Below are 26,380 nucleotides of genomic sequence, written 5' to 3'. Positions count from 1 at the left end.
GCGGCTCAGGCGCCGTCTTGCGCGGCCAGGGCCAGCCACTCGTCGGTGCCCAGGCATTCCTGCCCAGGCAGGTCGAGCCCCAGGCGGCGCTCGTCAAACAGGTCATCCAGCAGCGCGTCAAGCAGATGGGTCCAGCCGAACAGTTTGGAAAACATGGGGCACCTTTGGCGGTGGTTGGTTGCAGCCAGAGGCTAACGTGGGTGTGTGACGGTTTGGCGTCAGCCAGCGCCACACTTGCTTGTAGGCCAACGCCAATCCGATGCCCTGCGCGTGGGTGCGTAGCAGCCCGTTCGCGCTGAGCTTGTCGAAGGCCGGGGATGGCCATGCGCCAGCCCAGCCCGCCGCGCCACGAACACACGGCCCACTTCACGCTCGCTTCACAAACTTCATCGCTACCTCACCCCTGCGCCCAACACTGGCTCCACCAACACACAAGGAGGAGTCTTTTGAAACACCCGTTGATCACCAAACTCGTGGCGCTGGGCGCCGTGGCCATCTTGCTGCTCATTGGCCTGGGCCAGATTGAGGACGTGGTGCGCGACCGCCAGCGCTACCGCAGCCTCACGGCCCAGAGCGTGGCCGACAGCCTGGCCGGGCCGCAAACCCTGATGGGCCCCATGATCCACAGCGCCTGCGTGGAAAGCTGGGACGTAGAAACGGGCAAGGGCGACGAGCGCCGCACCACCGAGCAGCGGCGCGAATTTCTGCTCACCGCCATGCCAGAGCAGTTGCAGGTGCGCTCCAGCGTGGGCATGGAAGAGCGCGCCCGGGGCCTTCACAAAGTCAACACCTTCAACCTCAAGGCGCACATCACTGCGCAGTGGGGCACGCTGGCCAGCCTGCAGGCGCACAGCACCGTCAAGGGCTCACGCCTGCAGTGCGGCGCGCCCATCGTGATGGTGGCCGTGGGCGATGCGCGCGGCATCCGCACGGCGCAGGTGCTGCACGGCGAGCAGGCGCTGGCCCTCAAGCCTGGCACCTTCCACCCCACCTACAGCCGGGGGCTGCACGCGGTGCTGCCCGAGTCGGTGCGCGGCCAGGCCGAGCCGATGACGCTGGCGCTGGACCTGGAGCTGGTGGGCACAGAGCGCCTGGCCATCGTGCCCCTGGGCGGCAACACCGAAGTGAAGATGACCGGCGGCTGGCCCCACCCTTCGTTCACCGGGCGCTTTCTGCCGTCTGAGCGCGACTGGGGCCCCGAGGGCTTCACGGCGCAGTGGCGCCTGTCGTCGCTGGCCACCACGGCGCAGCAAGACATCTTGAATGGCCGGCGCATTTGCGTGGGTGGCTATGACGACAGCCCGGTGCAGTACCCCACCGACGGCAGCTCGCCCAGCACCACGCCACGCGACTGCGCAGACAGCTTCAGCGTGGCCTTTGTGGACCCGGTGAACCCCTACACCCTGGCAGACCGCGCCACCAAGTACGGCCTGCTGTTCATCGCTCTCACCTTTGTGGCCGTGGGCTTGTTTGAGCTGATGAAGCGCCTGCGCGTGCACCCGGTGCAGTACCTGCTGGTGGGCTCGGCCATTTGCAGCTTTTTCTTGCTGCTGGTGAGCTTGTCGGAGCATTTGGCGTTTGGCTGGTCGTACCTGGCGGCCGCCACGGCCTGCGTGCTGCTGCTGGGCTACTACGCCAGCCACATGCTGGGCAGCCTGGCGCGGGGCATTCCACTGGGGGCAGGCATTGCGCTGCTGTATGGCCTGCTGTATGTGCTGCTGCAGCTGGAGCAAACGGCGCTGGCGGTGGGCTCGGTTGCGCTGTTCCTGGTGCTGACGGCGGTGATGGTGCTGACCCGCAAGGTGAACTGGTATGGCCTGACGCCTGCGCCGCGTAACCCGAACGTCGCCACGGGTGCGGCCACCACACCAGACAAGGACGCCCCATGAAGCACGCCCCAACCCCAGGCCGTGAAGAAGGAGCGGCGCCGGGTGGCGCAGCCCCAGCCACACCCACCCACGGCCCCTGGGGCCATCACCTGGTGGGGGCAAACGCCGGGGGTGCACAGCCCCCACGGCCATCGGCCGCAGGCTTGTCTGCCGCCGAGGCGCAGCGGGTGGAGCGCTACCGCCAGCGGCTGCTGTCGGCCCTGCGCGCCCAGGACCGCCGGGCGCTGCAAACCGCCAAGCAAGCCGTGCTGCGCAGCGCCTACCGCGAACCCGCCACCGCCGCACTGCGGCGCGCGCTGCGCGATTTGTCGTGGTGCATGGCCGGCATGCTGCTGCCGCGATAGGTCTGGGCTGCGGCGCTTGCGCACCGAGCGGGGGTGGTGCCGCAGGCCGACAGTGCCTTGGCGTCCACAGGCTCAGCCCGAACGGTGAGACGGCAGCCGTGTAGGTCGGGTTAGCGCAGCGTAACCCGACGTGAACGCTGCTGGCCCTGTGGGCGTCGGGTTACGCCCTTGCGGGCTAACCCGACCTACGGGGTCTGATGGGCCCCGGCTTTGACAAGCTCAGCCCGAACGGGCGGGGGTGGCTGTGGGAGGTGGGATGGAGGAGTCCGAGACGGGTCACATAGCCATCCAGCCATTTTGGCCTCCAGGGCCTCCTAACAAAGCGCTAGCAGCTATGCATTTAATAGCAATTGCCTTGCAGACTGGAGCCCCACCCCTCAGGCCACTTCCGCCGTGACCGCCGCTGGTTGGTCGACACAACTGTGGGTGCTGCCACAGCCCTGGATCAGTTCGCCGGGCAGGGCATCGGGGGCATGCACCACGCCTGTCACGGGGTCAAAGCCCACGCGGCGCAGGTGCAGGGCCAGCGATGCGTCCATCATTTGCGCGTGCTGCGGAAACCACTGGGCCAGCTCGCCCGTCATGATGCGAATGGGCTGCAGGTCACCCTGCTCGGCGCGCACGATGCCCTCGCGCATCACCTGCAGCACCACCTTGTGCTGCGTGGTGTGGCAGTTGCCCGAGGCAAAGCGCGTGGCTGCCATCCAGGCGTCTTCCTGGCCAAAGTGATGCTCGGTGTGGTCCACCAGCGCCTGCCATTGCTGCGCCACGGTGGCGTCGTCGGCTTGCTCGACTTGCGCCAGCAGGTCTACGAACTCGCGGTGGGTGTCGTCCATGAGCGGCAAATCCAGCGCCAGTGCGTCAGACCATTCCAGTGCAGCCATTTTTGTTCCTCGGTGTGTGACAAAAACGGCAGCTTAGGTACAACGGCGTGGCGTGTTTTGACCCAAATCAGGGGACAGCCACGCAGGCTTGCATTCCGTAACAAATTCCATCGCTGCAGGCCGTTGGGGGGTGCGTTCACACTCGCCCAACGGCCTGCAGCGTCAAGAGCCCCGTGGCGAACTCAGGGCGAGGACCCCAAGCTCAGCCCTTCCATCAACTCTGCCCAAACTGGCGCTTGGCGTCGTCCACGCACTTGGACTTGAGGTCGCCCGCCAGGGCATCGCAGCGCTCCTTGGCGGCCTTGTAGTTGGCTTCGTTCTTCTCGGCAGCGGCGTCCTTGCGCGCCTCGGCCACACCGGCGGCCTTTTCGGTGGCAGTTTCACCGGGCTTGGCGGCGGCCTTGGCCACCTTGGCGTTTTCCTTGGCCGTCACGTGGGCGGCTTTGGCGTCCTTCACACACACGTCCTTGGCGTTACCGCTCAGGTCATCGCACTTTTCCTTGGCAATGGCGTAGTCGGCATCGGCGCGGGCCTCGCGGGCCTTGTAGGCGGTTTTGTCGCTGGGCTTGTACTGCGCCTCCAGGTCGGCCTTGGCTACGCTTTCAATGCCCTTGGCTTCCTTTTGGCAAATGTCCTTGGCGTTGCCGCTAAGGGCATCGCACTTTTGCTTGTTCACTTTGTAGTCGGCAGCAATCTGGTCTTTGGCCGCCTTGTATTCGGGCTGGCCCATGGCCATGGCAGAGGTGGCCAGCAAGGTGGCGGCAGACAGGGCGATGAGGTTGCGGGACAAGAGATTGGTTTTGAAGTGCATGGTGCTTCTCCTCAATGTTCAAACGGTGGGGGAGCGGCCGGGCCGCTGGGCGGGCATGCGGCCGCGGGGCTGCATGCCCGGTGCAAGCGCTCAAGGCGCAGCGCACGGGAGGCTGACTCAGGCAGGTCAGTCGTTGAAGTGGAAGGTGGGGTGGCGGGCTTGCCAGTCCTTGAGCTGCTTTTCTGCCGCCTCGCGGGCCAGGCCCTGGCGCTCTTGCAGCTTGCCCAGCAGCTGCTCGCGGCGGCCGGCAATCACGTCGAAATCGTCGTCAGTGAGCTTGCCCCACTGCTCGACCATCTTGCCCTTGAATTGCTTCCAGTTGCCCTTGATGGTGTCTTCGTTCATGGCTTGCGTCCTTCGTACAACTCGCCTCAGCCATCCGCCCGAAATGCGCGGAACATCTGCGTGATGCGATGGATTCACTGTACGAACAGATGCAGCAGCCCCGCGTAGTCCCTGCCACGCAGGCTGCGTGGGCCCAGGCCTACGGGGCTGCCGGACAAGACAGCGTGTCTGTAGGCCACAGCGCCGGGATCTCTGCCAGCCTCAGACAGGTGGAATGCTTTTTGCAGCCCAGCCCCCACCCAAGGGGCAAAGACGTATCACCGATGTGTCTGAAGGGCGCCTCGAATGTGTCCCAGCGTAACGGCCGTATCCATTGCTCACACATTCACCGAGCACAAAAACCGCCCGCCTTCTTACACTTTGTTCAGCATTTCCACGATTGCTCACACCATGACAACAACAACGTACGAGGAGCCTTTGCACGCCACGGCGGCAGAGGAAGCAGAGGGCAGCCCCCAAGCCACAGCACACGTGGCACATGCAGCTCAAGGGACACCAGCGCCGGAAGTAAGCGCCGTGCCACGCGCACCACTGGCTGCACTGATGGCCAGCGTGGCGCTGGCAGCCTGCGGAGGCGGGAGCGAGGGCACGACCACGGCGACACCGCCTGTCAGTACCACCCCCACCCCGTCACCGGTTCCCACACCCTCCCCAACCCCAGCGCCGAGCCCCACAACACCCACGCCGACACCAGCGCCCACCCCTGCGCCAACGCCGTCGCCCACACCAGCCCCGGCCCCCAGCCCATCACCTGCGCCGTCTCCATCGCCCAGCCCGGCCCCCGCCCCCAGCCCTTACACCTACAAGACCGCTGCCACCGACCAGGAGGCCGCGCGCTTTTTACTGCAAGCGCAGTTCAGTGCGTCCCCCGCCGAAATCGCCGCCGTGCGCAGCGTGGGGTACGAGGCCTGGATCAACTCGCAGTTTGCAGCCCCCATGGGCACCAAAGGGTGGGACTGGCTCACCCAGCGCGGCTACGCCGCCGTGTCTGACACCACCAACTACTACGACCAGACCTACCCCGCCGACAACATGATCTGGAGCCAGCTCATGACGGCATCCGACGGCCTGCGCAAGCGCGTGGCCCTGGCGCTGTCGGAGATCTGCGTGGTCTCGCTCAGCGGGCTGGACTTCAACTGGCGCAGCCACGCCATGGCCCACTATTGGGACCAACTGGTGGCCAACGCCTTTGGCAACTACCGCCAGGTGCTGCAAGACGTGACGCTGAACCCCGCCATGGGGTACTACCTGAACACGCGCGGCAACCAGAAGGAAAACGCCGCCAGCGGCCGCCAGCCTGACGAGAACTACGCCCGAGAAATCCTGCAACTCATGTCCGTCGGCCTGGCCGAACTCAACCAGGACGGCACGCCCAAGACCGATGGCGCGGGCAAGCCCATCGACAGCTACAGCCAGTCCGACATCACCAACCTGGCCCGCGTCTTTACCGGCTACGACTACGACCAGACGCAGAACGTGCCTGCCACCGTGCCCGGTGGCTCGCGCGTGGTGCCCAGCACCCACTTCACGCGGCTGCCCATGGCACTCAAGGAGTCGCTGCACTCCAGCCTGGCAGCCACCTTTTTGGGCACCACCATTGCGGCCAGCACCCCGGGCGCTGCCGCGCTCAAGACAGCGCTGGACACCATCTTCAACCACGCCAACGTCGGACCATTCATTGGCAAGCAGCTCATCCAGCGGCTGGTCACCAGCAACCCCTCGCCCGCCTATGTGGGCCGCGTGGCCGCCAAGTTCAACAACAACGGCGCAGGTGTGCGCGGCGACCTGCAGGCCGTGGTCATGGCCATCCTCATGGACGACGAAGCCCGCGAGCCCGCAGGCCTGACCAAGCCCAGCTTTGGCAAGCTGCGTGAACCCATGCTGCGTCTGGTGCAATGGGCGCGCACCTTTGGCGTCAACTCGCAATACGGGTACTGGAAGATTGGCGACACCAGCAGCGCGGGCTCGCGCCTGTCGCAAAGCCCGCTGCGTTCGCCCTCGGTGTTCAACTTCTTCCGCCCCGGGTATGTGCCGCCCTCCACAGCCCTGGCCACGGCCGGGCAGGTGGCGCCCGAGTTTCAGCTGGTCAACGAAAGCAGCGTGGGCAGCTACCTCAACTACATGCAGGGGGTGATCCGAAACGGCATCTATGTGAACTATCCCGACATTCCGCAGAACTCGGGCACAGACAACAGCAAAAACGGCTACGACATCAAGACCACCTACCCCAACGAGATGGCCCTCGTGGCCGACGCCGACGCGCTGGTGGCGCGCATCAACCTGCTGATGTGCGCAGGCCAGCTTTCGGCCGCCAACATCAAGCTGATTGCCGACGCGCTCAAGGCCACCCCCGTCACGGCGGCCAGCACCGAGGCCGTCAAGCTCAACCGCATTGCAGCGGCCATCCTCCTGGTCATGGCCTCGGCCGAGTACCTCGTCCAAAAATAACGGCAAAAAAGAGAACAGAGAGAAGGACCCCATGCACCTGATCCAACCCGAACTCCACACACGCCGGGCGTTTTTGCGCCGCTCCACCCAGCTGGGGCTGGCAGGCACAGCCCTGCCCTTTGCCCTGAACCTCGCTGCCATGGGCGAAGCGGCTGCCTTCACCGCCACCGACTACAAGGCCCTGGTGTGCGTGTTTCTGTACGGCGGCAACGACTACGCCAACACCGTGGTCACCTACGACGACGACAGCTACAACAAGTACGCCACCATCCGTGGCGGCAGCGGCCAGGCGGGCGGCGGCATTGCCATCCCCAAGGCAGACCTTGCCGCCACCTTGCTCAACCCCACCGTGCCCCTGGCCGCTGGCCGCCAATACGCCATGCACCCCGCCATGACGGGCATGGCCAACCTGTTCAACACCGGCAAGGCCGCCGTGCAACTCAACGTGGGCCCACTCATCGTGCCGCTCACCCGCACCCAATACAATAGCAGCAACCGCGCGCTCTACCCCATCCCGCCCAAGCTGTTCTCGCACAACGACCAACAGTCGGTGTGGCAGTCCTCGTCGCCCGAGGGCTCCACCGTAGGCTGGGGCGGCAACCTGGGCGATCTGGCCCTGTCGTCCAATACCAACTCGCTGTTCACCTGCATTTCGGTCACCGGCAACGCGGTGTTTCTGTCCGGCGATTCGGCCCTGTCTTACCAGGTCAGCACTGGCGGGGCCATTGCCATCAATGGGGTCAAAAGCAACGTCTACGGCTCCACCGCCGTGCGCTCGGCGCTCACCTCGCTCATCCAGCAGACCAGCCCCCAGGTGCTGGAGAACGAGTACAACCGCATCACCACCCGCGCCGTCACCGCCGAATCGCAAATCACCAGCGGCCTGGCGGGCGTGACACTGGCCACCGCCTTCCCTGCCAACAACTCGCTGGCCGATCAGCTCAAGATGGTGGCGCGCCTCATCGGTGCGCGCAGCACCCTGGGCAGCAAGCGGCAGGTGTTCATGGTGTCGCTGGGCGGCTTTGACCTGCACGACAACCTCATCTCGCAGCAGCCCACCCTGATGAAGCGCGTGAGCGAAGCCATGACCGCCTTCTACGACGCCACCGTCGAACTGGGCGTGGCCGACAAGGTCACCGCCTTCACCGCCTCGGACTTTGGCCGCACCTTGAACTCCAACGGCGACGGCTCGGACCACGGCTGGGGCAGCCACCACTTCATGGTGGGCGGCGCCGTCAAGGGCAAGGCGCTTTATGGCAAGGCACCGCCCGTGAGCAACACCAACAGCACCACCGACGCCGCAGACCAATGGCACGTGGGCCAAGGGCGCCTGCTGCCCAGCACCTCGGTCGACCAGTACGCAGCCACCCTGGCCAAATGGTTTGGCGTGGCCAACGGCGAAATGGCGGGCGTGCTGCCCAACCTCAGCCACTTTGGCGGGGCCGACTACCCCACCGACCTGGGCTTCATGACGGCCTGAAGGTTCAGCGCCCAGCGCAAGCGCCAGGCTTCACTGCCACCACAACACACCACCAAGGCCGCGACGCCACGCCCGGACCACGCCAGTGCTCCGGGCTTTTTTTTGTGCCTGGGGCGTGGCGACTGTGCAGCCTCAGCGCGAGCTATGGGGTCGGCATCTTTGAACTTGAAAAATCCGTTCGGGCTGAGGTTCTATGGTTCCCGTCAAGCTCTGCCAGCGACCAGCGCGGGATCGAACAGAGCTTGCTGCTTGAACAGTGAGAAAGCCACACGCAAGAGCTTACGGGCAAGCACGACAAGTGCAGCGGTCGTGCTCAAGCCTTTGTCACGCTGAGCACAGTAATAGCCGTTCCACGTCTTCGTGCGCGCCGCCGACATGGCTGCTGCGTACATCAAGCGCCTGATCTCTGGCCAGCCCCTCTTGGACAAGCGCCTTTGCCCCGTTTTCTTGCCAGAGTCGTTGGGGCGAGGGTCCAGCCCGGTAAATGCGATGACCGCATCAGCACTGCCGCCTTGCATCCGCCCAAACAGCATCACCAGCAAAGCGCCACAAACCAGCCCCAGGCCGGGCACGGAGGTGATGTGTTCAAACGCTTGGTGGCTGCTGAGATCAGCCCGCAGGGTAGTTTCTATTTGCCCATCGACATGTTTGATGGCTTGTTGCAAGGCCGCCAGCACTGGCTCGTCCAGGCGTGCAAGCGTCTTGCTGTGGCAGCCGGCTTGAGCCAGTGCGCTGCGCTGACGCACCAGAGTTGCCCGGTGTGCGAGGAGCTCGCGCAACACGGCTTGGCAAGCGGTGGGTGGCTGCCACTGCTGCAAATGCGCATGTTCGTGGCAGATATAGCGTGCCAGCACGAGCGCATCCATCCGATCGGTCTTGCCGCGCTGACCCACCGACTGGGCGTAGCGGCGTGCATCCAGCGGATTGAGGACATAGACACGCAGGCCTGCGGCGTGCGCTGCCAGCGCAAGCGGCACGTGGTAGCGGCCGGTGGACTCCAGCGCCAGTACGCTTGCGGGGCGCAACGTGCGCAGCAGCAGGGCAATGCCCTGGGGTGTATTGGCAAACCGGCGCACGCTGGCCTGGCCCTGCGCGGCCACGTCCAGATGGGCGCTGGCGACATCCACGCCGACAAACTCAGTAGCTTGTTGAGGGTTCATCGCTCAAAATACGAGCGCCGGGATGTGTCCTGCTGTCGGCGTGAGCTTGCAAGAATTGACGATCGGTGCTGCCAAGCGCAGCTTGCCCTCGTCAGGTTCCTTATCGACGCTCGGCGCAGGGATGGGGTAATGACTCAGTAGGTCGGTCAGTTGGATCTGAAGCAACTGCCGATGCTTGTCGATGTCCCTGCATCCCGGCTCCTCGCCCTTTCTTACAGGTTGGTTGATGGGAGCTAAACCATACAAGCCTGTCGAAGCCCTGCGCGGCGCTTCGACTGCGCTCAGTGAACGGTTCAAGGTGATTCAAGCCGACTCAATAAGAACCTATTCAAAGGCATCAGCCCGCAGAGCCCCGCGCCTTCATCTTCAACTGCGCATACAGCTCAGGCAGCTTCAGCTTGGTGCCCATCTTGTGCTTGAGGGTTTTCAGCTCGGCCATCACCGCCTGCAGCTCGCCGGGTGTGGGTTGCAAGGGCTGCAGGCACTGGGCCAGCACCGGCACCACCTGGCGGCGCATAAAGCGCCCTCCCGTCATCGCCATCTGCCACACCACCAGCGCAATGCCCAGGCCCAAGGCCACCAGCACGCCCAAGCCCCCCTCATCCGGCGCTATCACGTGCGCAATGGCAGGCACCGTGACAAGCAGCGCCACCGCCCCCAGCAGTGCAAAACCCACCTCCTTGTCCATGTGGGTGGAGGCAAACTGCTTCTCTACCTTCGGCGACAGCAGCAAAAACGGATTGCGGATCAGCGCATGCCGGTCTTGCGCCGACAAGGTGTGCGGGTTGTCGCGCACCTGCTGCTCCAGCGCCAGCCGATCGGCCCAGGCCTCGTGCAGGTTCGGAAACGTCTGGCGCACCATGTCGTTCCAGGGCAGCAGCTTGGGCACCACCTTGGCGTAATGGGTGGGCTCGGCGTTGTAAACGGTGCGGCACTTCAGGCAGGTGCGCTCAAACCCCACCAGCTCGCCCTGGCTCACAGAGACGTAATACACATGCCCCGCAGACCCAATGCGCTGCAACGCAAAAGGCCGCGGCTTGCGGCAAATGGGACAGAAATCGGCCACATGGCCCAGCTTGCGATAGACGAGCTTGCGCCCCCAGACGATGAACATCGGTTCCCTCTCTCATGTAATCTTGGTTTTAGAGAGCGGCCATTCTATTGATCCGGCACGAACCGAGCAGAACCGTTCACGCTGAGCCCTTCGACAGGCTCAGGACAGGCTTGTCGAAGCGCAGCACAAGGTTTCGACAAGCTCAACCCGAACGGATATTTCAAGTTCAAAGAGGTCGGCTCCATCACGGCCTGCCCGCGCCCCACGGCACAGGCAGACCACCCAACGGAGCCTTGGGGGGCAGCGCGATCAGAACCCCGCCAGCACCACCTTGCCATGCGCCTTCCCCGTCTCGATCAGCGCATGGGCCTTGCGCAGGTTGTGCGCGTTGATGCTGCCAAAGCTGGTGCTCACGGTGGAGCGCACGCGCCCCGCATCCACCAGCGCAGCCACCTCGGCCAGCAGCGCACCTTGCTCGCCCATGTCGGGCGTTTCATACATGGGGCGGGTGAACATCATCTCCCAGTGCAGCGACAGCGCCTTGCCCTTGAGCGGCATCGCATCCAGCCCCTGCATATCGTCAATCACGCCCAGGCGCCCCTGGGGCTTGAGGGCCTCGATCAGTTGCGTGTAGTGCTGCTGCGTCTGCGTCAGGCTGGCCACCAGCTCCACGCCCTCCACCCCAGCGGCCTTCAGCTCGGCCGCTAGCGGGCGCGAATGGTCGACCACCACATGCGCGCCCAGGTCCAGGCACCACTGGCGCGTTTCGGGGCGCGAGGCCGTCGCCACCACCCGCAGCTGCGTCAGCTGCCGCGCCAGCTGGATCAGGATGGAGCCCACCCCGCCCGCACCGCCCACCACCAGCAGCGTCTGCCCCGCGCCGCCGCCCTTGGCCACGCCCAGGCGGTCAAACAGCAGCTCATACGCCGTGATGCTGGTCAGCGGCAAAGCCGCCGCCTGCTCGTCGCTCAGCGACTGGGGGGCCAGCGCCACAATGCGCTCGTCCACCGCATGCAGCTCGCTGTTGGCCCCGGGGCGGGCGATAGAGCCCGCGTAATACACCCGGTCACCCACCTTGAAGCGCGACACCTGCGCGCCCACCGCCTCCACCGTGCCCACGGCATCCCAGCCCAGCACCTTGGCCTGCCCCTCGGGCGGCAGCGAGCCCTTGCGCACCTTGGTGTCCACCGGGTTCACCGACACCGCCTTCACCCGCACCAACACATCGCGTGCGCCCGGCACTGGCGCAGGCAGCTCCAAATCCAACAGCGCCTCGGCATGGTCCACAGGCCAATTTGCACGGTATCCAACGGCTTTCATCACAGTCCTTTCATTGCACTGCTGCAGGCACGCACTGCGCCAACACGGCGCCCAGCGCACACGGCATTGCATCGCTTCATCACTGGCCGGGCCCATCCCAAGCCATGCAGGCACTGTAGATAAGCAACCTGCAATTGATAAGACAGCTTTGAATGCATTCAATTTCAAATGAAAATTGAAAATAGCGATCCGGGACCTTGGAACAAGAAATATCCGTTCGGGCTGAGCCCGTCGAAGCCCTGCGCGTCGCGTCGACTGCGCTCTGCGTGAACGGCTGCATGGGGTGAGGGCCCCATCCACCCAGCCAAAACCCTGCTCTGACCCACAGCCCGCCCATGAAAATCGAAAACCTGGCCGACCTGCACGTACTCACCCACACCGCACGCACCGGCACCCTCAGCGCCGCCGCCCGCGCCCTGGGCATGACACCCGCCGCCGCCAGCGCCGCCCTCAAGCGGCTGGAAGGGCAACTGGGCTCGCGCCTGTTCGAACGCTCCACCCGCGCCATGCGCCTCACCGCCCAGGGGCAAATCCTGCTCGACTACGCCCAGCGCGCATTCGACCTGCTGGCCGAAGGCGAAAGCATGGCCACCGCCCACCACGGCACCCTGGTGGGCACCCTGCGCGTGGCCGCCCCGTCCGACTTGGCGCGCAACCTGCTGCTACCGTGGTTTGACGAGTTTTTGGCCGCGCACCCCGGCGTAGAGCTGGCCCTGAGCGTCAGCGACCAGCCCCTGGACGTGACCCGCGACGAAGTCGACGTCGCCCTGCGCTACGGCCCCTTGGCCGACTCGCGCCTCATCGCCCGCCCCCTCACCACCACCCGCCCCATGCTGTGGGCCGCCCCGGCCTACCTGGCGCGCCACGGCACGCCCACCACCCCGCAAGACCTGCTGCAGCACAACTGCATCGCCTTCCACATCGCAGGCCGCCCTGCCCGCACCTGGCGCTTTGGCCGCGACGGGCAATGGACCGAAGTGCGCGTCAAAGGCAACCGCACCGCCGACGACGCCGCCCTGGCCCGCGACTGGGCCATCGCAGGCCACGGCATCATCTACAAATCCGTGCCCTACCTGCACCACGAACTGCACCACAGCCCCCTGGTGCGCCTGCTGCCCGAATGGGACACCCCGCCCTACCCCCTGCAAGCCCTGCTGCCCAGCGGCCGCTTCGTGCCTGCGCGGGTGCGGGCGCTGGTAGATTTTTTGGTGGGGAAGTTTGATGGGTTGCCGCAAGAGTGAGGCTGGCAAACCCGTGCAGACTTTGAATCAAAAGTGGCTCCAACGCTCTTTCAGCAAGCGCTAGCAGCTACCAATTTGAGAGCAAACTGAGTTTGCTAGAGGGGTTGCTTCTTCGCCCCCCGTGATCAGCCATTGCTACACCACTTGCCCTTGCGCGTTGGTCAGGCTGCGCGGGGTTTCTGTGTGGCTATGGCTGTACAAGCGGTGGGCGCCGCTGGCGGTTTGCTCGGTGCGCTGTTCTGTGGCGGTGCCTGCCAGGGTTTGGATGGTGTAGTTGGCCTGGGTGCTGGTGGCTACCGTGGATGCGAGCCCGGCAAAGACAAAGGCCAGCAAGGGGTGGAGCCTGCTGGCCTTGGTGGGGTTGAGCCAAATTGGCTGCTAGCGCTTGAGGAATAAGCGCTGGCAGCTATCAATTTAGGAGTTTTCAATAGTTGCAAGCTGGCCTGTGTGGGACGTGTGGGGCTTCACATTTCAATCTACCGTCGAGAGGTGCTAAGTTTTGTGCGATTCAGGCAAAAGACAAAACTTGAATCCAGCAGCCTTTGGGAGTGTTGAAACTTGCGCCCCGCGATCTAGAAGGAAACGCATCGTTAGCCCTTTACGGTGTTGACACAGGGATAGGAATGCCAAACTTTCTCATGTGATCTCCAATTACCCCTGTGGAAAACCACGCGTCTATTTCCGAATAATTCGCAACGACTTCCTCAACCACACGCGCTGTCCGCCCATTGATTTCAGTGGGCAACCAGCTTGGACTAAACCACTCAGAAGAACTTGCCTTCCGATAGAGGCGAAATGCATTTGGCAACGCAGCGACCTCAACGTCATTTTGTGACAACTTCGCCCATGGGAGATTGACACCCTCGGGAGGTGCAACCCCAACGTTCAGCACAAACTTAGCAGCGCCATTCTTGTCGAACTGTATTTCGACGATTTCGAGATTTTCACTATGACGTCTTTTAAAGCGCCCAAATGGAAAGGCCATCATAATTTCGGCACTTTTTCGCTCAACCCCAACTAAAGGGTGTTGAGCAAAACCATCTTCCGTTAGCCGTGGAATTAGACGACTTTCAACTGCGCTAACTAGTGATTCGCGGGGTGTCAATTAGCTAGCTCCCTATTTCTATTTACGGCAACCACAACCACTAGCGACAGCAGCGGAGCCGCCACCAGCCCCAATCCCCGCGCCCAAATATGCTCCCGCTTTACCTACAAAATCATAAGTCCATTTTTCAACATGATACGCACTGCCTAAGGCTTTTTGCGCAATCCTTTGCGCCTTAGTCAAACCGGCGGTGCCAAACTTTGACTCAACGAAATAGGTGGTGCCATTTCTTGCTGTCCAAATACTATCGACGATCGTGGTTAGGCCGGGTATCTTTGCCTGAGTGTCTACCAAGGTGCTGCCTTTAAGCCTGTTGCTGATCATTGACAGCGCCTCGCCAATTCTTCCCTTTACAGGGTTCGACAATTGCTTGGCGACAGCGGGCAATCCGCGTGCACCACCAATGCCACCTGCCGCCACAGTAGCTGCGATACCTGCCCACTCACCAGCACCGTACTCATTGGAGCATTGATCCACACCGCCATCGACACCCAACAAATCACGCAGGCGTTGGCCTTGCCCGAGAAGCACTACATCTCCCATACCAGCACCGAAATCAACAACACCTTGGGCCAGGAACCCGTCAGGGTCGGTGTAACTTAGTGGATCTCCCCCCACATACCCAAACCGATTCCACCCCCCTTCCAGCCCAATCGGGTCCGCTTGGACATACCGCCCCGCCTGCCCGTCATAGTACCGGTTCAGGTTGTAGCTCAACCCCGTCTCTTCGTCCCACACCTGCCCCGGATAGCGCAGCTTGAAGTTCACTTCTTCGCTGTACACGTGGCCTGAGGTGCTGCTGCTGCCGCCCAGCTGCGGTGCTTCAAACGCGTAGCCTGTGGCCCCGGTAGTGGGGGCTACTTCTCCATACCCCGTAATCAGCCATTGCCACACCACTTGCCCTTGCGCGTTCGTCAGGTGCCGGGGGGTGTTCAGGTGGTCGCTGTCTATGGCGTACAGGCGTCCGTTGATTTGCGCCCCAATGGGCATGGGGCCGCTGGCGGTGGGCGAGTCGCCCACAACCGCACAGCCCTGGCGGCCGACAGGGGTTGAAGGTGACTCTTTTTTTAGATTGAGAAGAGAATCTGGCTTTAGCCCTGATGAAATCTACGCAAGCAGCTATTAAGTCCGTAGCGGTAGCGAGCGCCATTGACTGGCGACACATGGCCTATCGCGACCGTCCAAGCCTGGCTCCAACGTCCTCTGTTGCGCGCTTACCATTCATACCTCTGGGTTTCTAGGGTGTTCACCCAATCCACGAGCTGGTAGTCGCGGCGCATAAGTTCGTCGATGAACTCTAGGAAACCTTTCGATATCGCAGCAAAGACAGGCTGAGATCGGGATAAGTAAAAGACGTGCCCGTCCCCGTCAAAGGCATAGAAGTTACCCAGAATGTCCTGCGCGAATCGAGCACCGCCTTTGAGTTGACCACTGTCAATACTTGCGAACCACTCCCTTCGGAAGCTCATCTCTTCATCAATGTCGCCGTAACCTAGTGCGAGGAGCCAGCAACGAAGATCATTTGGCAATGGAATGCCAATTTCTCCCTCCAGCTCGCTCAGCTCGCCGGAGGAAGTCATTGCATAGGGCTCGAATATTGGTTTCTGACGAAAGAAACCCTTCCGACTTGCTGAGAGCACTGCCTTAACGAGGCCATCAAGTTCTAGTGTCATTTTTCGCTCTCGCAGGCATTCATGGCCGCAGAAGCTCCACCATACAAGACAGCACCGGGTGTGTAACGCAGACGGTTTGGCACACGCTGGCCAAGTCGAAATCGGAAGCTCTACCCATTCACCGCACCCCCGCCCCCACCCACTCATCCACCTCCATCGCCACCTGCCGCGCAGCCTCAGCCAAGGCGCGTGTTCCACCCGCCGCATCCGCCGTTAGCGCGGGCTTTTGCACGATGAAGACGCGCTGGCCCAGCAGGGTTTCGCCTGCGGGGGTGGGGTCTACCAGGGTGGCGCGCAGGCGCAGCAGGCCGGTGCTTTCGGTGGGGCTGGTGAAGAGGTGGCTGAACTCTTCGAGCTCGATGCGCAGCACGGCGGGCAGTTTGCCGCCGCGGGCGGTGTCGCGGGCCTGGGCGGCGGCGTCGGCGTCTTGCAGCACGGCACGGCGTTGGCCCAGTTGGGCACGCAGGGCTTGTTGCACGAGTTGCACGGGGGGTTGCGTCCAGCGGGCCAGGGTGTAGGGGCGCAGTTGCTGGGCGTCGGCATAGGCCAGGCGGTATTGCACGGCGGTGCTGCCTTCGGCCAGGCCGGTGGCTTCTACGTCGGCCAGGGCGATGGGGGCCAGGGGCGCGCGGCGGTCGGCCGGGGCGTAGCTGGTGAGGCCGGGGCCAAAGTCGTAGGACACGGGGCGGTTAGGCGCGGCGGGCAAGGCGCTGCAACCGGCCAGCAATACCAAGCAAAAAGTGCCTGTAGCGCTTGCCAGGCGAGCGCTAAAAGCTATATTTTTAATAGCATCCATTGCAGAGCGGGACGAACGGGCAAAGGGGTGGGCGGGGGTGGTGTGCATGGCGCGGGCCTTTGTGGGTCAGGGTTTGGCCAGGGGTGGGGCAAAGCCGGGCTCGCCCGGGCCGGGGGGCAGGCGGCCACTGCCGTAGATGAAGAGTTGGGGGTTGTCGCTGACGCTGGCGGCGGCCAGGCCCATCTGGCGCACGGCGCGGCCGGTTTCGTCGGCGGCGCGGTTGATGCTGGGCAGGGTGGATCGGCTGAAGTTGTCGGCCGCTGCGGCCATGACCTGGGTGCCGTGGGTGAGCTGGTCGATGGCGCCGCCTTCAGCGCTAAGGCGCAGGGTGGTGGTGCGGATGTCGTTGGCCATGACGGAGACGTTGTTGCTGGCTTGCTGCAGGGCTTTCATGGTCTGGCGGGCGTCGGCGGCCAGGGGGGGCAACGCGGCCAGGGCGGGGTCCAGCCGGTTTTGCACCACGGCGTCCACGCGCTGGGTCAGGGTGTTGACGCTGCCTGCGGCCTGGCCGATGTGGCCCAGGGCCTGGGTGATGCGTTGCTGGTTTTCGTCGCCCAGCAGTTGGTTGATGCGGCGGGTGGCTTCTTCGACCTGGGCGAGGATGTTGGGGGCTTGCTCTGCCAGGCGGCCAAAGGGCGAGGGCTTGAGGGTCAGGCGCGGCAGGCCGCTGGGGCCGGGGGGCAGTTGGGTCAGGGGCTGTGGCGAGTCGTCGAGCAGGACGTGGGCCAGGCCGGTGACGCCCTGGTAGCCCAACGTGGCAAAGGTGGTGGGGCTGATGGGGGCGCTGTCGTTGACGGCGATGCGAATGAGCACGTTGCCGCTGATCTGCGGGTCAAACCCGATGCGGGTGACTTTGCCCACGGCCACGCCTTTGTAGCGCACGGTGGCCTGGGGTTGCAGGCCGCTGACGCCTTCGCGGGTGGAGAGTTCGTATTGCTCGTAGTTGGCGTTGTCGCGGGTGAGCCAGATAGCCAGGCCCGCCAGCAGGGCGGCCACGACGATGACGAAGGTGCCTGCGGCGAGGGCGTGTGATTTGTTTTCCATCAGAGGTCCTTGTGGGGCACAGATGCGGGCGTGGGTGCGGGCGTGGGTGCGGCGGTGGTGGCTGGCGCTGCATCGGCAACAGCGGCGGGCTGCAGCGGGGCCATGGCGCGTTGGCCGCGTTCGCCCATGAAGAAATGTTCGATGAACGGGTGCTTGAAGTGGGCCACCTCGTGCGGTGGGCCGGTGACGATGACTTTTTTATCGGCCAGCACGGCCACGCGGGTGCTCAGGGCAAAGAGGGTGTCCAGGTCGTGCGTGACCATGATGACCGTGAGGCCCAGGGCCGAGCGCAGCTCGCGCACCAGGGCGCAGAAGTCGTCGGAGCTGCTCGGGTCCAGCCCGGCGGTGGGCTCGTCAAGCAGCAAGAGGGGCGGGTCCATGATGAGGGCGCGGGCCAGGGCCACGCGCTTGACCATGCCGCCCGACAAATCAGCCGGCATGCGGGTGGCGTGCTCGGGCTTGAGGCCCACCATCTGCAGCTTGACGAGGGCGGCTGAGCGCACGAGTTCTTCGGGCAGGGTGCCTTGCTCGCGCAGGGCAAAGGCGACGTTGTCGAGCACGTTGAAGGCCGAGAACAGCGCGCCGTGCTGGAACAGCATGCCCACGCGGCTGGCGGCGCCTTCGCGGCCCATTTCAGACGCGGGGCGGCCCAGCACGGTGACGCTGCCGCGCGTGGGCCGGGCCAGGCCCAGTATTTGGCGCAGCAGCACGGTTTTGCCGGTGCCCGAGCCCCCGACGAGCGAGAGCATCTCGCCGCGCTGCACCGTGAACTCCAGGTCTTGGTGCACGGCAAAGGCTTCGCTGCCTTTGCCAAACACGCTCCACAGGCCTTTGGCTTCAACGATGGGCCGTTCGTGGACAGGTGTGTGGGCGGGCACGGCGAGGGGTTTCGGACTGGGGGCGGAAGACGGGGGATGCAGAGCAGCGGTCATGGCTCAGATCCCCACGTTGCGGAAGGCGACGGCGAAGAGCGCATCGACGATGATGACCATGGTGATGGAGGTGACGACGGACGCGGTGGTGCCTTCGCCCAGGCTTTGGGTGTTGGGCTTGACGCGCAGGCCCCAGTGGCAGCCGATGAGGGCGATGAGCCCCCCGAACACCACCGATTTGGCCATGGCCAGCGTGAGGTTGCCCACCTTCACAGCCGCAGGCAGGGCCTGCACAAAGTACGACGAAGAGATGCCCAGCGTGATGTCGGCCGCCAGCATGCCCCCGGCCAGCGCGGCCAGCGTGGTCCACACGCTGATGAGCGGCATGGCCAACGCCAGGGCGATGGTGCGGGGCATGACGAGCCGAAAGCCGTGCGGGATGCCCATGACGCGCATGGCGTCCAGCTCTTCGGTCACGCGCATCACGCCAATCTGCGCGGTGATGGACGAGCCCGAGCGCCCCGCCACCAGGATGGCCGCCAGCATGGGCCCCAGCTCGCGGATGAGCGAGATGCCCAGGATGTTGACGATGAACGATTCGGCCCCGAACTGGCGCAGCTGCAGGCTCATCAGGTAGGCCAGCACCACGCCAATCAAAAAGCCCACCAGCGCGGTGATGGGCAGCGCCGTGGCGCCCATGCGGTACAGGTGGCCCGACACATCGCGCCAGGGGCCGCGCCGGGGGTTGCGGGCCAGGCGCAGCAGGTCCAGCACCAGTTGGCCCACCATCTGCACCACATGGCGGGCGTGGTCCAGCCCGTGCAGCACCAGCACGCCCAGGTGGTCCACCTGGTCAAACAGGCGCCAGGGCGCTGGGGCGGGTGGGTTGGCAATGGTGAGCTGGGCCACGCGTTCGAGCAGGGTGCGCTGCACGTCCGTCAGCGCCAGGCGCGCGGGCCAGGCACGGCCCCAGTGGTTCCACAGCAGCTGGGCGCCGACATGGTCCAGCCACTGCAGGGCGCGCAGGTCCCAGCCCAGGGCGGCGGCGGGCGCGTTGTCTTGCAGCTGGCGGCGCAGCAGCTTCCACTGCGAGCGGGTGCCCAGCTCGGCAGCACCCCAGCGGCCCTGCGGCTGCGCGCACGGCCCCTCGGGCGTGTCGGTGCGGACGATGCAGGGGGCGGCGCTGTCAGTGGTCATGTGGGAGGGCGGCACAAGCCACCGGGCAGGGCAATGGGGGTAAACGACAGAGTCAGGCATGGTAGCGGAGCCGGGCGCAACCCCTTGGCACATTCTTGCGGCCCGTGCATGCAATTTTTATCAAAATACCCTCTAGCGCTTGATTGATAAGCGCGAGAAGCTATTTATTTGATAGCAACAGGCATTTACCCCATCGACAGGCAACGGGCGCTCAGCACAATGGGGCGGGTAACCCATCCGTTCCATCTCCGCCCTTTCCCTATCCATGAGCGACACCCAGTTTGACTACATCATCATTGGCGGCGGCACTGCGGGTGCCCTGCTGTGCAACCGACTGAGCGCAGACGGCCGCCACCGCGTGCTGCTGGTGGAGGCGGGCCGCAAGGACGACTACCACTGGATCCACATCCCCGTGGGCTACCTGTACTGCATTGGCAACCCGCGCACCGACTGGCTGTACCACACCGAGCCCGACGCGGGCCTGAACGGCCGCACCCTGCGCTACCCGCGTGGCAAGACACTGGGCGGCTGCAGCAGCATCAACGGCATGATCTACATGCGCGGCCAGGCCCGCGACTACGACCAATGGGCCCAACTGACGGGCGACGACAGCTGGCGCTGGGACAACGCCCTGCCCTTCTTCCGCCGCCACGAGGACCACTGGCGGCTGGACCAGCCCGAGGGCGTGAATGAAAATTTCAAACGCCTGCACGGCAACAAGGCCACCGGCAGCACGGGCGAGTGGCGGGTAGAGAAGCAGCGCCTGCGCTGGGACGTGCTGGACGCCTTTGCCCAGGCCGCGCAGGAGGCCGGCATTGCCGCCACCGACGACTTCAACCGGGGCACCAACGAGGGCGTGGGCTACTTTGAGGTGAACCAGAAAAGCGGCTGGCGCTGGAACACGGCCAAGGCCTTTTTGCGGCCCACCTGCTACGGGCGGCCCAACTTTGAGATGTGGACCAGCGCGCAGGCGGCGCAGCTCATCATCGAGACGCAGCCCGACGGGCAGCACCGCTGCACCGGCGTGAAGGTGTGGGACGGCCAGCAGATGGTGACCGCCCACGCCAGCCGCGAGGTGGTGCTGAGCGCGGGCGCCGTCAACTCGCCGCAGCTGCTGCAGCTCTCGGGCATCGGGCCTGCGGCGCTGCTGCGCCAGCACGGGCTGGATGTGGCGGTGGACCTGCCCGGCGTGGGTGCCAATTTGCAAGACCACCTGCAGATCCGCTCGGTCTTCAAGGTGCAGGGCGTGCCCACGCTCAACACCATGGCCAATTCGCTGGTGGGCAAGGCCAAGATCGGGCTGGAATATGTGCTCAAGCGCAGCGGGCCCATGAGCATGGCACCCTCGCAGCTGGGCGCCTTCACCCGCAGCAGCGCAGAGCATGTGCACCCCAACATCCAGTACCACGTGCAGCCTTTGTCGCTGGATGCGTTTGGCGAGCCGTTGCACAGCTTCCCGGCCTTCACGGCCAGCGTGTGCAACCTCAACCCCACCAGCCGGGGCACGGTGCAGATCAAGAACGCAGACTTCCGCACCGCACCCGCCATTGCCCCCAACTACCTGAGCACCCCCGAGGACCGCAAGGTGGCCGCGGACAGCCTGCGCGTGACGCGCCGCATCGTCGCCCAGCCCGCGCTGGACAAGTACCGGCCCGAAGAGTGGAAGCCCGGCGTGCAGTACCAGACCGACGCCGACCTGGCGCGGCTGGCGGGCGACATTGCCACCACCATCTTCCACCCCGTGGGCACCACCAAAATGGGGCACGACCTGGACCCCATGGCGGTGCTGGACAGCCAGATGCGCGTGCGCGATGGGCGCGGCGGCGTGGTGCAGGGGTTGCGCGTGGTGGACGCCGGGGCCATGCCCACCATCACCAGCGGCAACACCAACTCGCCCACGCTGATGATGGCCGAGCGCGCCGCGCAGTGGATGGTGGAGGCACAGCGCGCGGGCAGTTGAGGCGACGAGTTGACGTGACGGGCTGCGCGACGGGCCACCTGCAACCGCACAAGCCACCGCACAATCGCGGGCATGTACACATCCACCTTCATTTTTGCGGCGGGCCAGTTTGACGAGGCTTTTCACCGCCTGGACGAGGCCATTGCCACGGCAGCCCGCGCCCTGCCCGGCTACCTGGGCGAAGAGTCGTGGGAGGACACGCGCAACAGGCTGGTCTCCAACGTGTACTACTGGGAGTCTCTGGCCGCGCTGCAGGCCCTGATGCAGCACCCAGCGCACCTGCAGGCCAAGGCCGAGCAGGCGCGCTGGCTGGCCGGTTACCAGGTGGTGATTGCCGAGGTGCTGCGCACCTACGGCGACGGGCAGCTGCAGGGCCGCCTGCCCACGGCCGGGCTGTTCAGCCCAGCGCCAGATCAGCGAATGCCACCCACATAGCGCCGCGCCTGCGGGTGCGCCGAGGCCATGGTGTGCACTGCGGGGGACGCTGTCTGCTCGACCGTCCGGGCAGCCACGGCTTCGCGGGCGCTGCGGCGCAGCTCGGCGGCCAGGGTGTCTTGCATGCAGTGCTCCAGGCGGTCGGCCCATTCGACCAGCTCGGGGGCCTGGTCTTGCACGGCGCGTTCGCGGGCAAAGCGGACGATCTCGCGGGCGTAGCTGCCGTTGCTCGCCATCCACTCGGTGTCCGTCACGCGCCCCGTCTTGCGCCGCAGCAGCACATGCAGGTGCGCGGCGATGGCGAGTTTCTCGCTGTGGTTCATGTGTCGCTGCCTCCGTTGCCTTCGGATATGCCCCACAGGGGGGCAGACGCAGCGGGTGTTTGCACAAGGCGTGCCAGCTCTTTGAACAGGTTCTTGGCCCCCATTTGATGCACTGCACAATCCTCGGGAAACCCCCAATGCACCAGCGCAGGGCAGGAGTTACATTGCAGTTACTCAACGGGGCGCCAAGGTGTTCCCAGATGAGGGGACCGAGGAGACAACCCGTAAACCAACTACCAAGATAAGCACCCAACGAGGTGCGAAAAATTTTCAAAGCGCTGGCGATCCCAGCGCTTTTTTTTGTCCTTGCGGGTCCACGGCCAGGGGGTTGTCCTCCTCAAGCACCCATGCCGACGAGGCCCAGGCGCTATAAAAACCATAACAGCCATAACAGGCTGCATGCCAAAATCGGGCGATGGAATGGATTTTTATTACCCTGGCCTCGCTCTTCGCAGGCTTTATCGACGCGATTGTGGGTGGGGGCGGCCTGATTCTGACCCCCGCGCTGTTTGCCGCTTTTCCGGGCACCGCCCCGGCCACTTTGTTTGGCACCAACAAGGCCGGCTCGGTCTGGGGCACGGCCATGGCCACCTGGCAATACAGCCGCCGGGTAGAGATGCGCTGGCGGGCCCTGCTGCCCGCAGCGGGTGCGGGCTTTGCGGGCGCCTTTGCCGGGGCCTGGACGGTGACCGCCCTGTCGCCCGACTTCTTGCGCAAAGTGCTGCCCCTGGTGCTGTTGGCCGTGCTGGCCTACACGCTGGCCAAAAAAGACCTGGGCCGCCACCACGCCCCGCGCTTTGCGGGCCGCACCGAGGTGTGGGTGGCCTGCCTGGTGGGCCTGGGCATTGGGTTTTATGACGGCTTCTTTGGCCCCGGCACCGGCAGCTTCTTTGTCTTTTTGTTTGTGCGTTTGCTGGGCTATGACTTTTTGAACGCATCCGCCTCGGCCAAGCTGCTCAACTGCGCCACCAACATTGCGGCCATCACGCTGTTCGCCTTCAAGGGCCATGTGTGGTGGCACTACGCCGTCACGCTGGCCATTGCCAACGTGGTGGGCAGCATGGCGGGCACGCACATGGCGCTCAAGCACGGCACCGGTTTTGTGCGTGGCATCTTCATCGTGGTGGTGAGCAGCCTGATCCTGAAGACGGGCTACGACGCGTTTTTGCGCTGAGCACAGCGCCGCGCCATGGGGCCGCCACCGGGGTGGCCCTGTATTTGCCCTGGCATCGCGCTTGCTAGAAGGGGTTTGAGGAGGGTCAAAAAAACCTTGACCATCCGCGCAACACTAGGGTTGTCCTGCGTGGTCTGAAAAAGCACGGGCATCCTATAATTTGTTTCTATTTGATGACGCACCCCATCGCTTTTGGCGATGCCTCGTCTCCCCCGCTCCGGCTTGCTTACCTGCATGCCGGATTTTTTTGTACCTGAAACACCCCTAGCAGGACCTTGCCATGAAACTGTTGAAGACCGTTGTTACCGCCGTGGCGCTGTGCGCTGCCTTTGCCGCCCAAGCCCGCACGCTGGACGAAGTCAAAAAAGACGGCAAGATCATCGTGGCCACCGAGGGCCAGTTTGCCCCCTTCAACTACTTCAAGGGCACCCAGCTGACGGGCTTTGAAGTGGAAGTGGCCGAGCTGGTGGTCAAGAAGATGGGCCTGAAGCTGGAGTGGAAGACCCTGGGCTTTGACGCACTGCTGACCGGCCTGGCCCAAAACCGCTGGGACGCCGTGATCGCCTCGCACGGCGTGACCGAAGAGCGTGCCAAGGCCGTGACGTTTGCCAACCCCCACTACTGCTCGGGCGGCATGATCGTGGCGATGGATGAAAAGATCCGCAACGCCAAGGACCTCACCGGCAAGGTCGTGGCCGTGCAAACCGGCACCAGCTACCTCACGAACGTGCAAAAGCTCGCAGGCGTGAAGGAAGTGAAGAACTTCCCCCAAGACACCGACGCCCAGCGCGCCCTGATCTCCAAGCGCGTGGACGCCTGGGTGAGCGACAAGTTCGTGGCCAAGGAAGCCGCTGCCAAGAACGCCAAGGCTGGCTTCAAGCTGGGCGACATGCTGTTCATCGAGCGCATTGCCCCCGCCATGGCCCTGGGCAACACCAGCCTGGCCGACGCCTGGAACAAGGCCTTTGCCGAAGTGCTGGCCGACGGCAGCTACGCCGCCGTGTCCAAGAAGTACTTCAACGAAGACGTGCGCTGCAACTGAGTTGCCATCGCCAGGGGCAAGAGGGGTTAAGGCGGGCCAAGCTGGCCGCCGCCCCTGCGGCCCCCAGGGTGCACAGAGGGTACATGCCCTCTGCGCACCCTTTGTTTTTGCTGGCACACTCGCCACCTTTGGCGCCGTGGATGCCCCAGCCTCTGCGGCTGGATTGATTCAGAACTGAGACCGACCGGTCATTTCATTCATGCTTATTGCCCTTTGGCCGCAAACCTGGACGCGCCAGCAGCGCAGCAATGCCACCCTGGTCGCCGCGGTGGTGCTCATGGTGCTGGCCCTGTCGCTGCTGGGCGAACTGCTCTCCTTCCTGCCCGAACCCATTGGCTCCAACGCCCAGGCGTTCTCTGAGGGCGCCCGCACCACGCTGTGGCTCACGCTCATCAGCGGCGCCGTGGGCCTGGTGCTGGGCACCGTGGCCGCGCTGGCCCGCACCGCCCGCTGGGTGGCCGTGCGCTGGGCGGCCAGCCTGTACATCTGGGCGATTCGCGGCACACCGCTGCTGGTGCAGATTCTGTTTGTGTACTTTGCCCTGCCGGTGCTGGTGCCGGGCCTGAACCTGCCCGACTTTGCCGCCGCCGTGGTGGCCCTGGGGCTGAACGTGGGCGCCTACAACGCCGAGGCGCTGCGCGCGGGCCTGCTGGCCGTGCCGCGCGGCCAGACCGAAGCCGCCCGGGCGCTGGGCCTGGGGCGTGTGCACGTGTTCCTGGACGTGGTGTTTCCGCAGGCGTTCAAGATTTCGCTGCCGCCGCTGGTGAGCAACTTTGTGGCGCTGCTCAAAGATTCGTCGCTGGCCTACGCCATTGGCGTGGTGGAGCTGACCAATGTGGGCAACCGCATCCAGTCGGCCACCTTCCAGCCCATTGCCACGCTGACCACGGTGGCCGTGACGTATTTGCTGCTCACCACGCTGGTCACGCAAATCTCCAACGCGGTCGAGTACCGCTTTGACGTGGAAGGGCGCAACCAATGAGCCTCAACCCTGTACCCCACCCCAAGCCCTACATCGTTGCCGAAGGCGTGTGCAAGTCGTTTGGCACGCACCAGGTGCTCAAGGAAGTGTCCACCGTGTTCCACACGGGCGAGGTGACGGTGATCATTGGCGCCTCTGGCTCGGGCAAGAGCACGCTGCTGCGCGCCATCAACCGGCTGGAGCCCCACGATGCCGGGCGCATCACCATCGATGGCGTGGACGTGTGCGACGACCACACCACCTTGCAACGCCAGCGCTGCGAAGTGGGCATGGTGTTCCAGCAGTTCAACCTGTTTGGCCACATGAGCGTGCTGGACAACGTGACGCTGGCGCCCCGCCGCATTCGCCACACGCCCCGCGCCCAGGCCAACCAGGACGCCATGCAGCTGCTGCGCCGCGTGGGCATGCAAGACCATGCGCACAAGTACCCCTGGCAACTGTCGGGCGGGCAGCAGCAGCGGGTGGCCATTGCACGCGCGCTGGCCATGCAACCGAAGGTGATGCTGTTTGACGAGCCCACCTCGGCGCTGGACCCGGAGATGGTCAAGGAAGTGCTGGACGTGATGCGCGAGCTGGCACGCGGCGGCATGACGATGATTGTGGTCACCCACGAAATGGGCTTTGCCCGCGAAGTGGCCGACCGCGTGATGTTCTTCGACCAGGGCCGCATCGCCCACGACGCGCCGCCGCAGGAGTTTTTCAACAACCCGGCCAACGACCGCATCCGTGCGTTTCTGGGCCGGGTCAGCCACTGAGGCTGGCAGCCTAGGCTCCCTATGAAACTGTTCAAAGGGCCGCCGG

General features: G+C 64.6%; 28 protein-coding genes. 11 read left to right on the top strand and 17 right to left on the bottom strand.

What is annotated here, in order from left to right; translation table 11 throughout:
* Positions 1-5 precede the first annotated feature (5 nt).
* Positions 6-155 (bottom strand): hypothetical protein, encoded by a 150-nt coding sequence (locus CLU88_RS23140; RefSeq protein WP_162996044.1) that lies wholly within the window; start codon positions 153-155, stop codon positions 6-8.
* 291 nt (positions 156-446) lie between these two features.
* Between CLU88_RS23140 and creD the strand changes: the two genes are divergently transcribed.
* Positions 447-1,889, top strand: a complete 1,443-nt coding sequence (creD, locus tag CLU88_RS16765) for a cell envelope integrity protein CreD (protein ID WP_099657564.1) — start codon at positions 447-449, stop codon at positions 1,887-1,889.
* Positions 1,886-2,233: a hypothetical protein gene (locus tag CLU88_RS23330; RefSeq protein WP_233205513.1), complete on the top strand. Its 348-nt coding sequence runs from the start codon at positions 1,886-1,888 to the stop codon at positions 2,231-2,233. The genes creD and CLU88_RS23330 overlap by 4 nt, the downstream gene beginning before the upstream one ends.
* Before the next feature lie 377 nt (positions 2,234-2,610).
* Here CLU88_RS23330 and CLU88_RS16755 read toward each other — a convergent pair whose 3' ends face one another.
* From CLU88_RS16755 to CLU88_RS16745, 3 genes are all read right to left on the bottom strand, one after another.
* Positions 2,611-3,117, bottom strand: coding sequence for a hemerythrin domain-containing protein (locus CLU88_RS16755; protein ID WP_099657562.1), 507 nt, complete (start codon positions 3,115-3,117; stop codon positions 2,611-2,613).
* A 214-nt stretch (positions 3,118-3,331) separates the two neighbouring features.
* Complete coding sequence (locus CLU88_RS16750; RefSeq protein WP_099657561.1) at positions 3,332-3,928, bottom strand: hypothetical protein; 597 nt, start codon at positions 3,926-3,928, stop codon at positions 3,332-3,334.
* 126 nt (positions 3,929-4,054) lie between these two features.
* Entirely contained in the window at positions 4,055-4,273 is a 219-nt protein-coding gene (locus CLU88_RS16745) for a CsbD family protein (protein ID WP_099657560.1), read from the bottom strand.
* Between the two features lie 390 nt (positions 4,274-4,663).
* Here CLU88_RS16745 and CLU88_RS16740 point away from each other — a divergent pair, with 390 nt between their 5' ends.
* On the top strand, positions 4,664-6,721 hold the full coding sequence (locus CLU88_RS16740; RefSeq protein ID WP_099657559.1) for a DUF1800 family protein: 2,058 nt from the start codon (positions 4,664-4,666) through the stop codon (positions 6,719-6,721).
* Positions 6,722-6,752: 31 nt separating this feature from the next.
* Positions 6,753-8,201, top strand: coding sequence for a DUF1501 domain-containing protein (locus CLU88_RS16735; protein WP_099657558.1), 1,449 nt, complete (start codon positions 6,753-6,755; stop codon positions 8,199-8,201).
* A gap of 203 nt (positions 8,202-8,404) precedes the next feature.
* Here CLU88_RS16735 and CLU88_RS16730 read toward each other — a convergent pair whose 3' ends face one another.
* The 4 genes from CLU88_RS16730 to CLU88_RS16720 all read right to left on the bottom strand — a co-directional run bounded on the left by CLU88_RS16730 (position 8,405) and on the right by CLU88_RS16720 (position 11,735).
* Positions 8,405-9,361, bottom strand: a complete 957-nt coding sequence (locus CLU88_RS16730; protein WP_099654889.1) for an IS110 family transposase — start codon at positions 9,359-9,361, stop codon at positions 8,405-8,407.
* Positions 9,362-9,364: 3 nt separating this feature from the next.
* Positions 9,365-9,658, bottom strand: a complete 294-nt coding sequence (locus CLU88_RS22865; protein WP_143226038.1) for a hypothetical protein — start codon at positions 9,656-9,658, stop codon at positions 9,365-9,367.
* Positions 9,659-9,698: 40 nt separating this feature from the next.
* Positions 9,699-10,475 carry a hypothetical protein gene (locus CLU88_RS16725; protein WP_099657557.1) on the bottom strand — a complete coding sequence of 259 codons (777 nt, stop codon included), beginning with the start codon at positions 10,473-10,475 and terminating at the stop codon, positions 9,699-9,701.
* Between the two features lie 249 nt (positions 10,476-10,724).
* Positions 10,725-11,735 (bottom strand): zinc-binding alcohol dehydrogenase family protein, encoded by a 1,011-nt coding sequence (locus CLU88_RS16720; protein WP_099657556.1) that lies wholly within the window; start codon positions 11,733-11,735, stop codon positions 10,725-10,727.
* 335 nt (positions 11,736-12,070) lie between these two features.
* On the opposite strand from CLU88_RS16720, the gene CLU88_RS16715 reads away from it, so the two are divergent.
* A complete protein-coding gene (locus CLU88_RS16715; RefSeq protein WP_099657555.1) occupies positions 12,071-12,976 on the top strand; it encodes a LysR family transcriptional regulator in 906 nt (301 codons plus the stop codon).
* A gap of 135 nt (positions 12,977-13,111) precedes the next feature.
* On the opposite strand, the gene CLU88_RS16710 is transcribed toward CLU88_RS16715, so the two are convergent.
* From CLU88_RS16710 to CLU88_RS16680, 8 genes are all read right to left on the bottom strand, one after another.
* Positions 13,112-13,309 carry a hypothetical protein gene (locus tag CLU88_RS16710; protein ID WP_099657554.1) on the bottom strand — a complete coding sequence of 66 codons (198 nt, stop codon included), beginning with the start codon at positions 13,307-13,309 and terminating at the stop codon, positions 13,112-13,114.
* A gap of 265 nt (positions 13,310-13,574) precedes the next feature.
* Positions 13,575-14,081 carry a hypothetical protein gene (locus CLU88_RS22860; protein ID WP_143226037.1) on the bottom strand — a complete coding sequence of 169 codons (507 nt, stop codon included), beginning with the start codon at positions 14,079-14,081 and terminating at the stop codon, positions 13,575-13,577.
* An 18-nt stretch (positions 14,082-14,099) separates the two neighbouring features.
* Positions 14,100-15,071, bottom strand: coding sequence for an RHS repeat-associated core domain-containing protein (locus CLU88_RS23420; RefSeq protein ID WP_099657553.1), 972 nt, complete (start codon positions 15,069-15,071; stop codon positions 14,100-14,102).
* A gap of 224 nt (positions 15,072-15,295) precedes the next feature.
* Positions 15,296-15,754, bottom strand: coding sequence for an SMI1/KNR4 family protein (locus CLU88_RS16700; RefSeq protein ID WP_143226036.1), 459 nt, complete (start codon positions 15,752-15,754; stop codon positions 15,296-15,298).
* Positions 15,755-15,872: 118 nt separating this feature from the next.
* Positions 15,873-16,550, bottom strand: a complete 678-nt coding sequence (locus CLU88_RS16695; RefSeq protein ID WP_099657551.1) for an ABC-type transport auxiliary lipoprotein family protein — start codon at positions 16,548-16,550, stop codon at positions 15,873-15,875.
* 66 nt (positions 16,551-16,616) lie between these two features.
* Complete coding sequence (locus CLU88_RS16690) at positions 16,617-17,594, bottom strand: MlaD family protein (RefSeq protein WP_099657550.1); 978 nt, start codon at positions 17,592-17,594, stop codon at positions 16,617-16,619.
* Entirely contained in the window at positions 17,594-18,526 is a 933-nt protein-coding gene (locus tag CLU88_RS16685; protein WP_233205511.1) for an ABC transporter ATP-binding protein, read from the bottom strand. Before CLU88_RS16685 ends, CLU88_RS16690 begins: the two co-directional genes overlap by 1 nt.
* 3 nt (positions 18,527-18,529) lie before the next feature.
* Complete coding sequence (locus tag CLU88_RS16680; RefSeq protein ID WP_099657548.1) at positions 18,530-19,663, bottom strand: ABC transporter permease; 1,134 nt, start codon at positions 19,661-19,663, stop codon at positions 18,530-18,532.
* A gap of 265 nt (positions 19,664-19,928) precedes the next feature.
* On the opposite strand from CLU88_RS16680, the gene CLU88_RS16675 reads away from it, so the two are divergent.
* Positions 19,929-21,623, top strand: coding sequence for a GMC family oxidoreductase (locus tag CLU88_RS16675; RefSeq protein WP_099657547.1), 1,695 nt, complete (start codon positions 19,929-19,931; stop codon positions 21,621-21,623).
* Between the two features lie 72 nt (positions 21,624-21,695).
* Positions 21,696-22,058 (top strand): antibiotic biosynthesis monooxygenase, encoded by a 363-nt coding sequence (locus CLU88_RS16670; RefSeq protein ID WP_099657546.1) that lies wholly within the window; start codon positions 21,696-21,698, stop codon positions 22,056-22,058.
* On the opposite strand, the gene CLU88_RS16665 is transcribed toward CLU88_RS16670, so the two are convergent.
* Positions 22,037-22,381, bottom strand: a complete 345-nt coding sequence (locus tag CLU88_RS16665) for a hypothetical protein (RefSeq protein WP_099657545.1) — start codon at positions 22,379-22,381, stop codon at positions 22,037-22,039. The genes CLU88_RS16670 and CLU88_RS16665 overlap by 22 nt on opposite strands.
* Before the next feature lie 415 nt (positions 22,382-22,796).
* On the opposite strand from CLU88_RS16665, the gene CLU88_RS16660 reads away from it, so the two are divergent.
* The 4 genes from CLU88_RS16660 to CLU88_RS16645 all read left to right on the top strand — a co-directional run bounded on the left by CLU88_RS16660 (position 22,797) and on the right by CLU88_RS16645 (position 26,334).
* A complete protein-coding gene (locus CLU88_RS16660) occupies positions 22,797-23,555 on the top strand; it encodes a TSUP family transporter (RefSeq protein ID WP_099657544.1) in 759 nt (252 codons plus the stop codon).
* Positions 23,556-23,835: 280 nt separating this feature from the next.
* Positions 23,836-24,597 (top strand): ABC transporter substrate-binding protein, encoded by a 762-nt coding sequence (locus tag CLU88_RS16655; protein WP_099657543.1) that lies wholly within the window; start codon positions 23,836-23,838, stop codon positions 24,595-24,597.
* Between the two features lie 199 nt (positions 24,598-24,796).
* Complete coding sequence (locus CLU88_RS16650) at positions 24,797-25,579, top strand: amino acid ABC transporter permease (RefSeq protein WP_099657542.1); 783 nt, start codon at positions 24,797-24,799, stop codon at positions 25,577-25,579.
* Complete coding sequence (locus CLU88_RS16645) at positions 25,576-26,334, top strand: amino acid ABC transporter ATP-binding protein (protein WP_099657541.1); 759 nt, start codon at positions 25,576-25,578, stop codon at positions 26,332-26,334. Before CLU88_RS16650 ends, CLU88_RS16645 begins: the two co-directional genes overlap by 4 nt.
* Positions 26,335-26,380 lie beyond the last annotated feature (46 nt).

It is taken from the genome of Acidovorax sp. 56, assembly GCF_002749705.1.
Lineage (GTDB): Bacteria > Pseudomonadota > Gammaproteobacteria > Burkholderiales > Burkholderiaceae_C > Acidovorax.
Note: the sequence above shows the minus strand (reverse complement) of the source record. Positions and strands in the feature narration are given on the sequence as shown.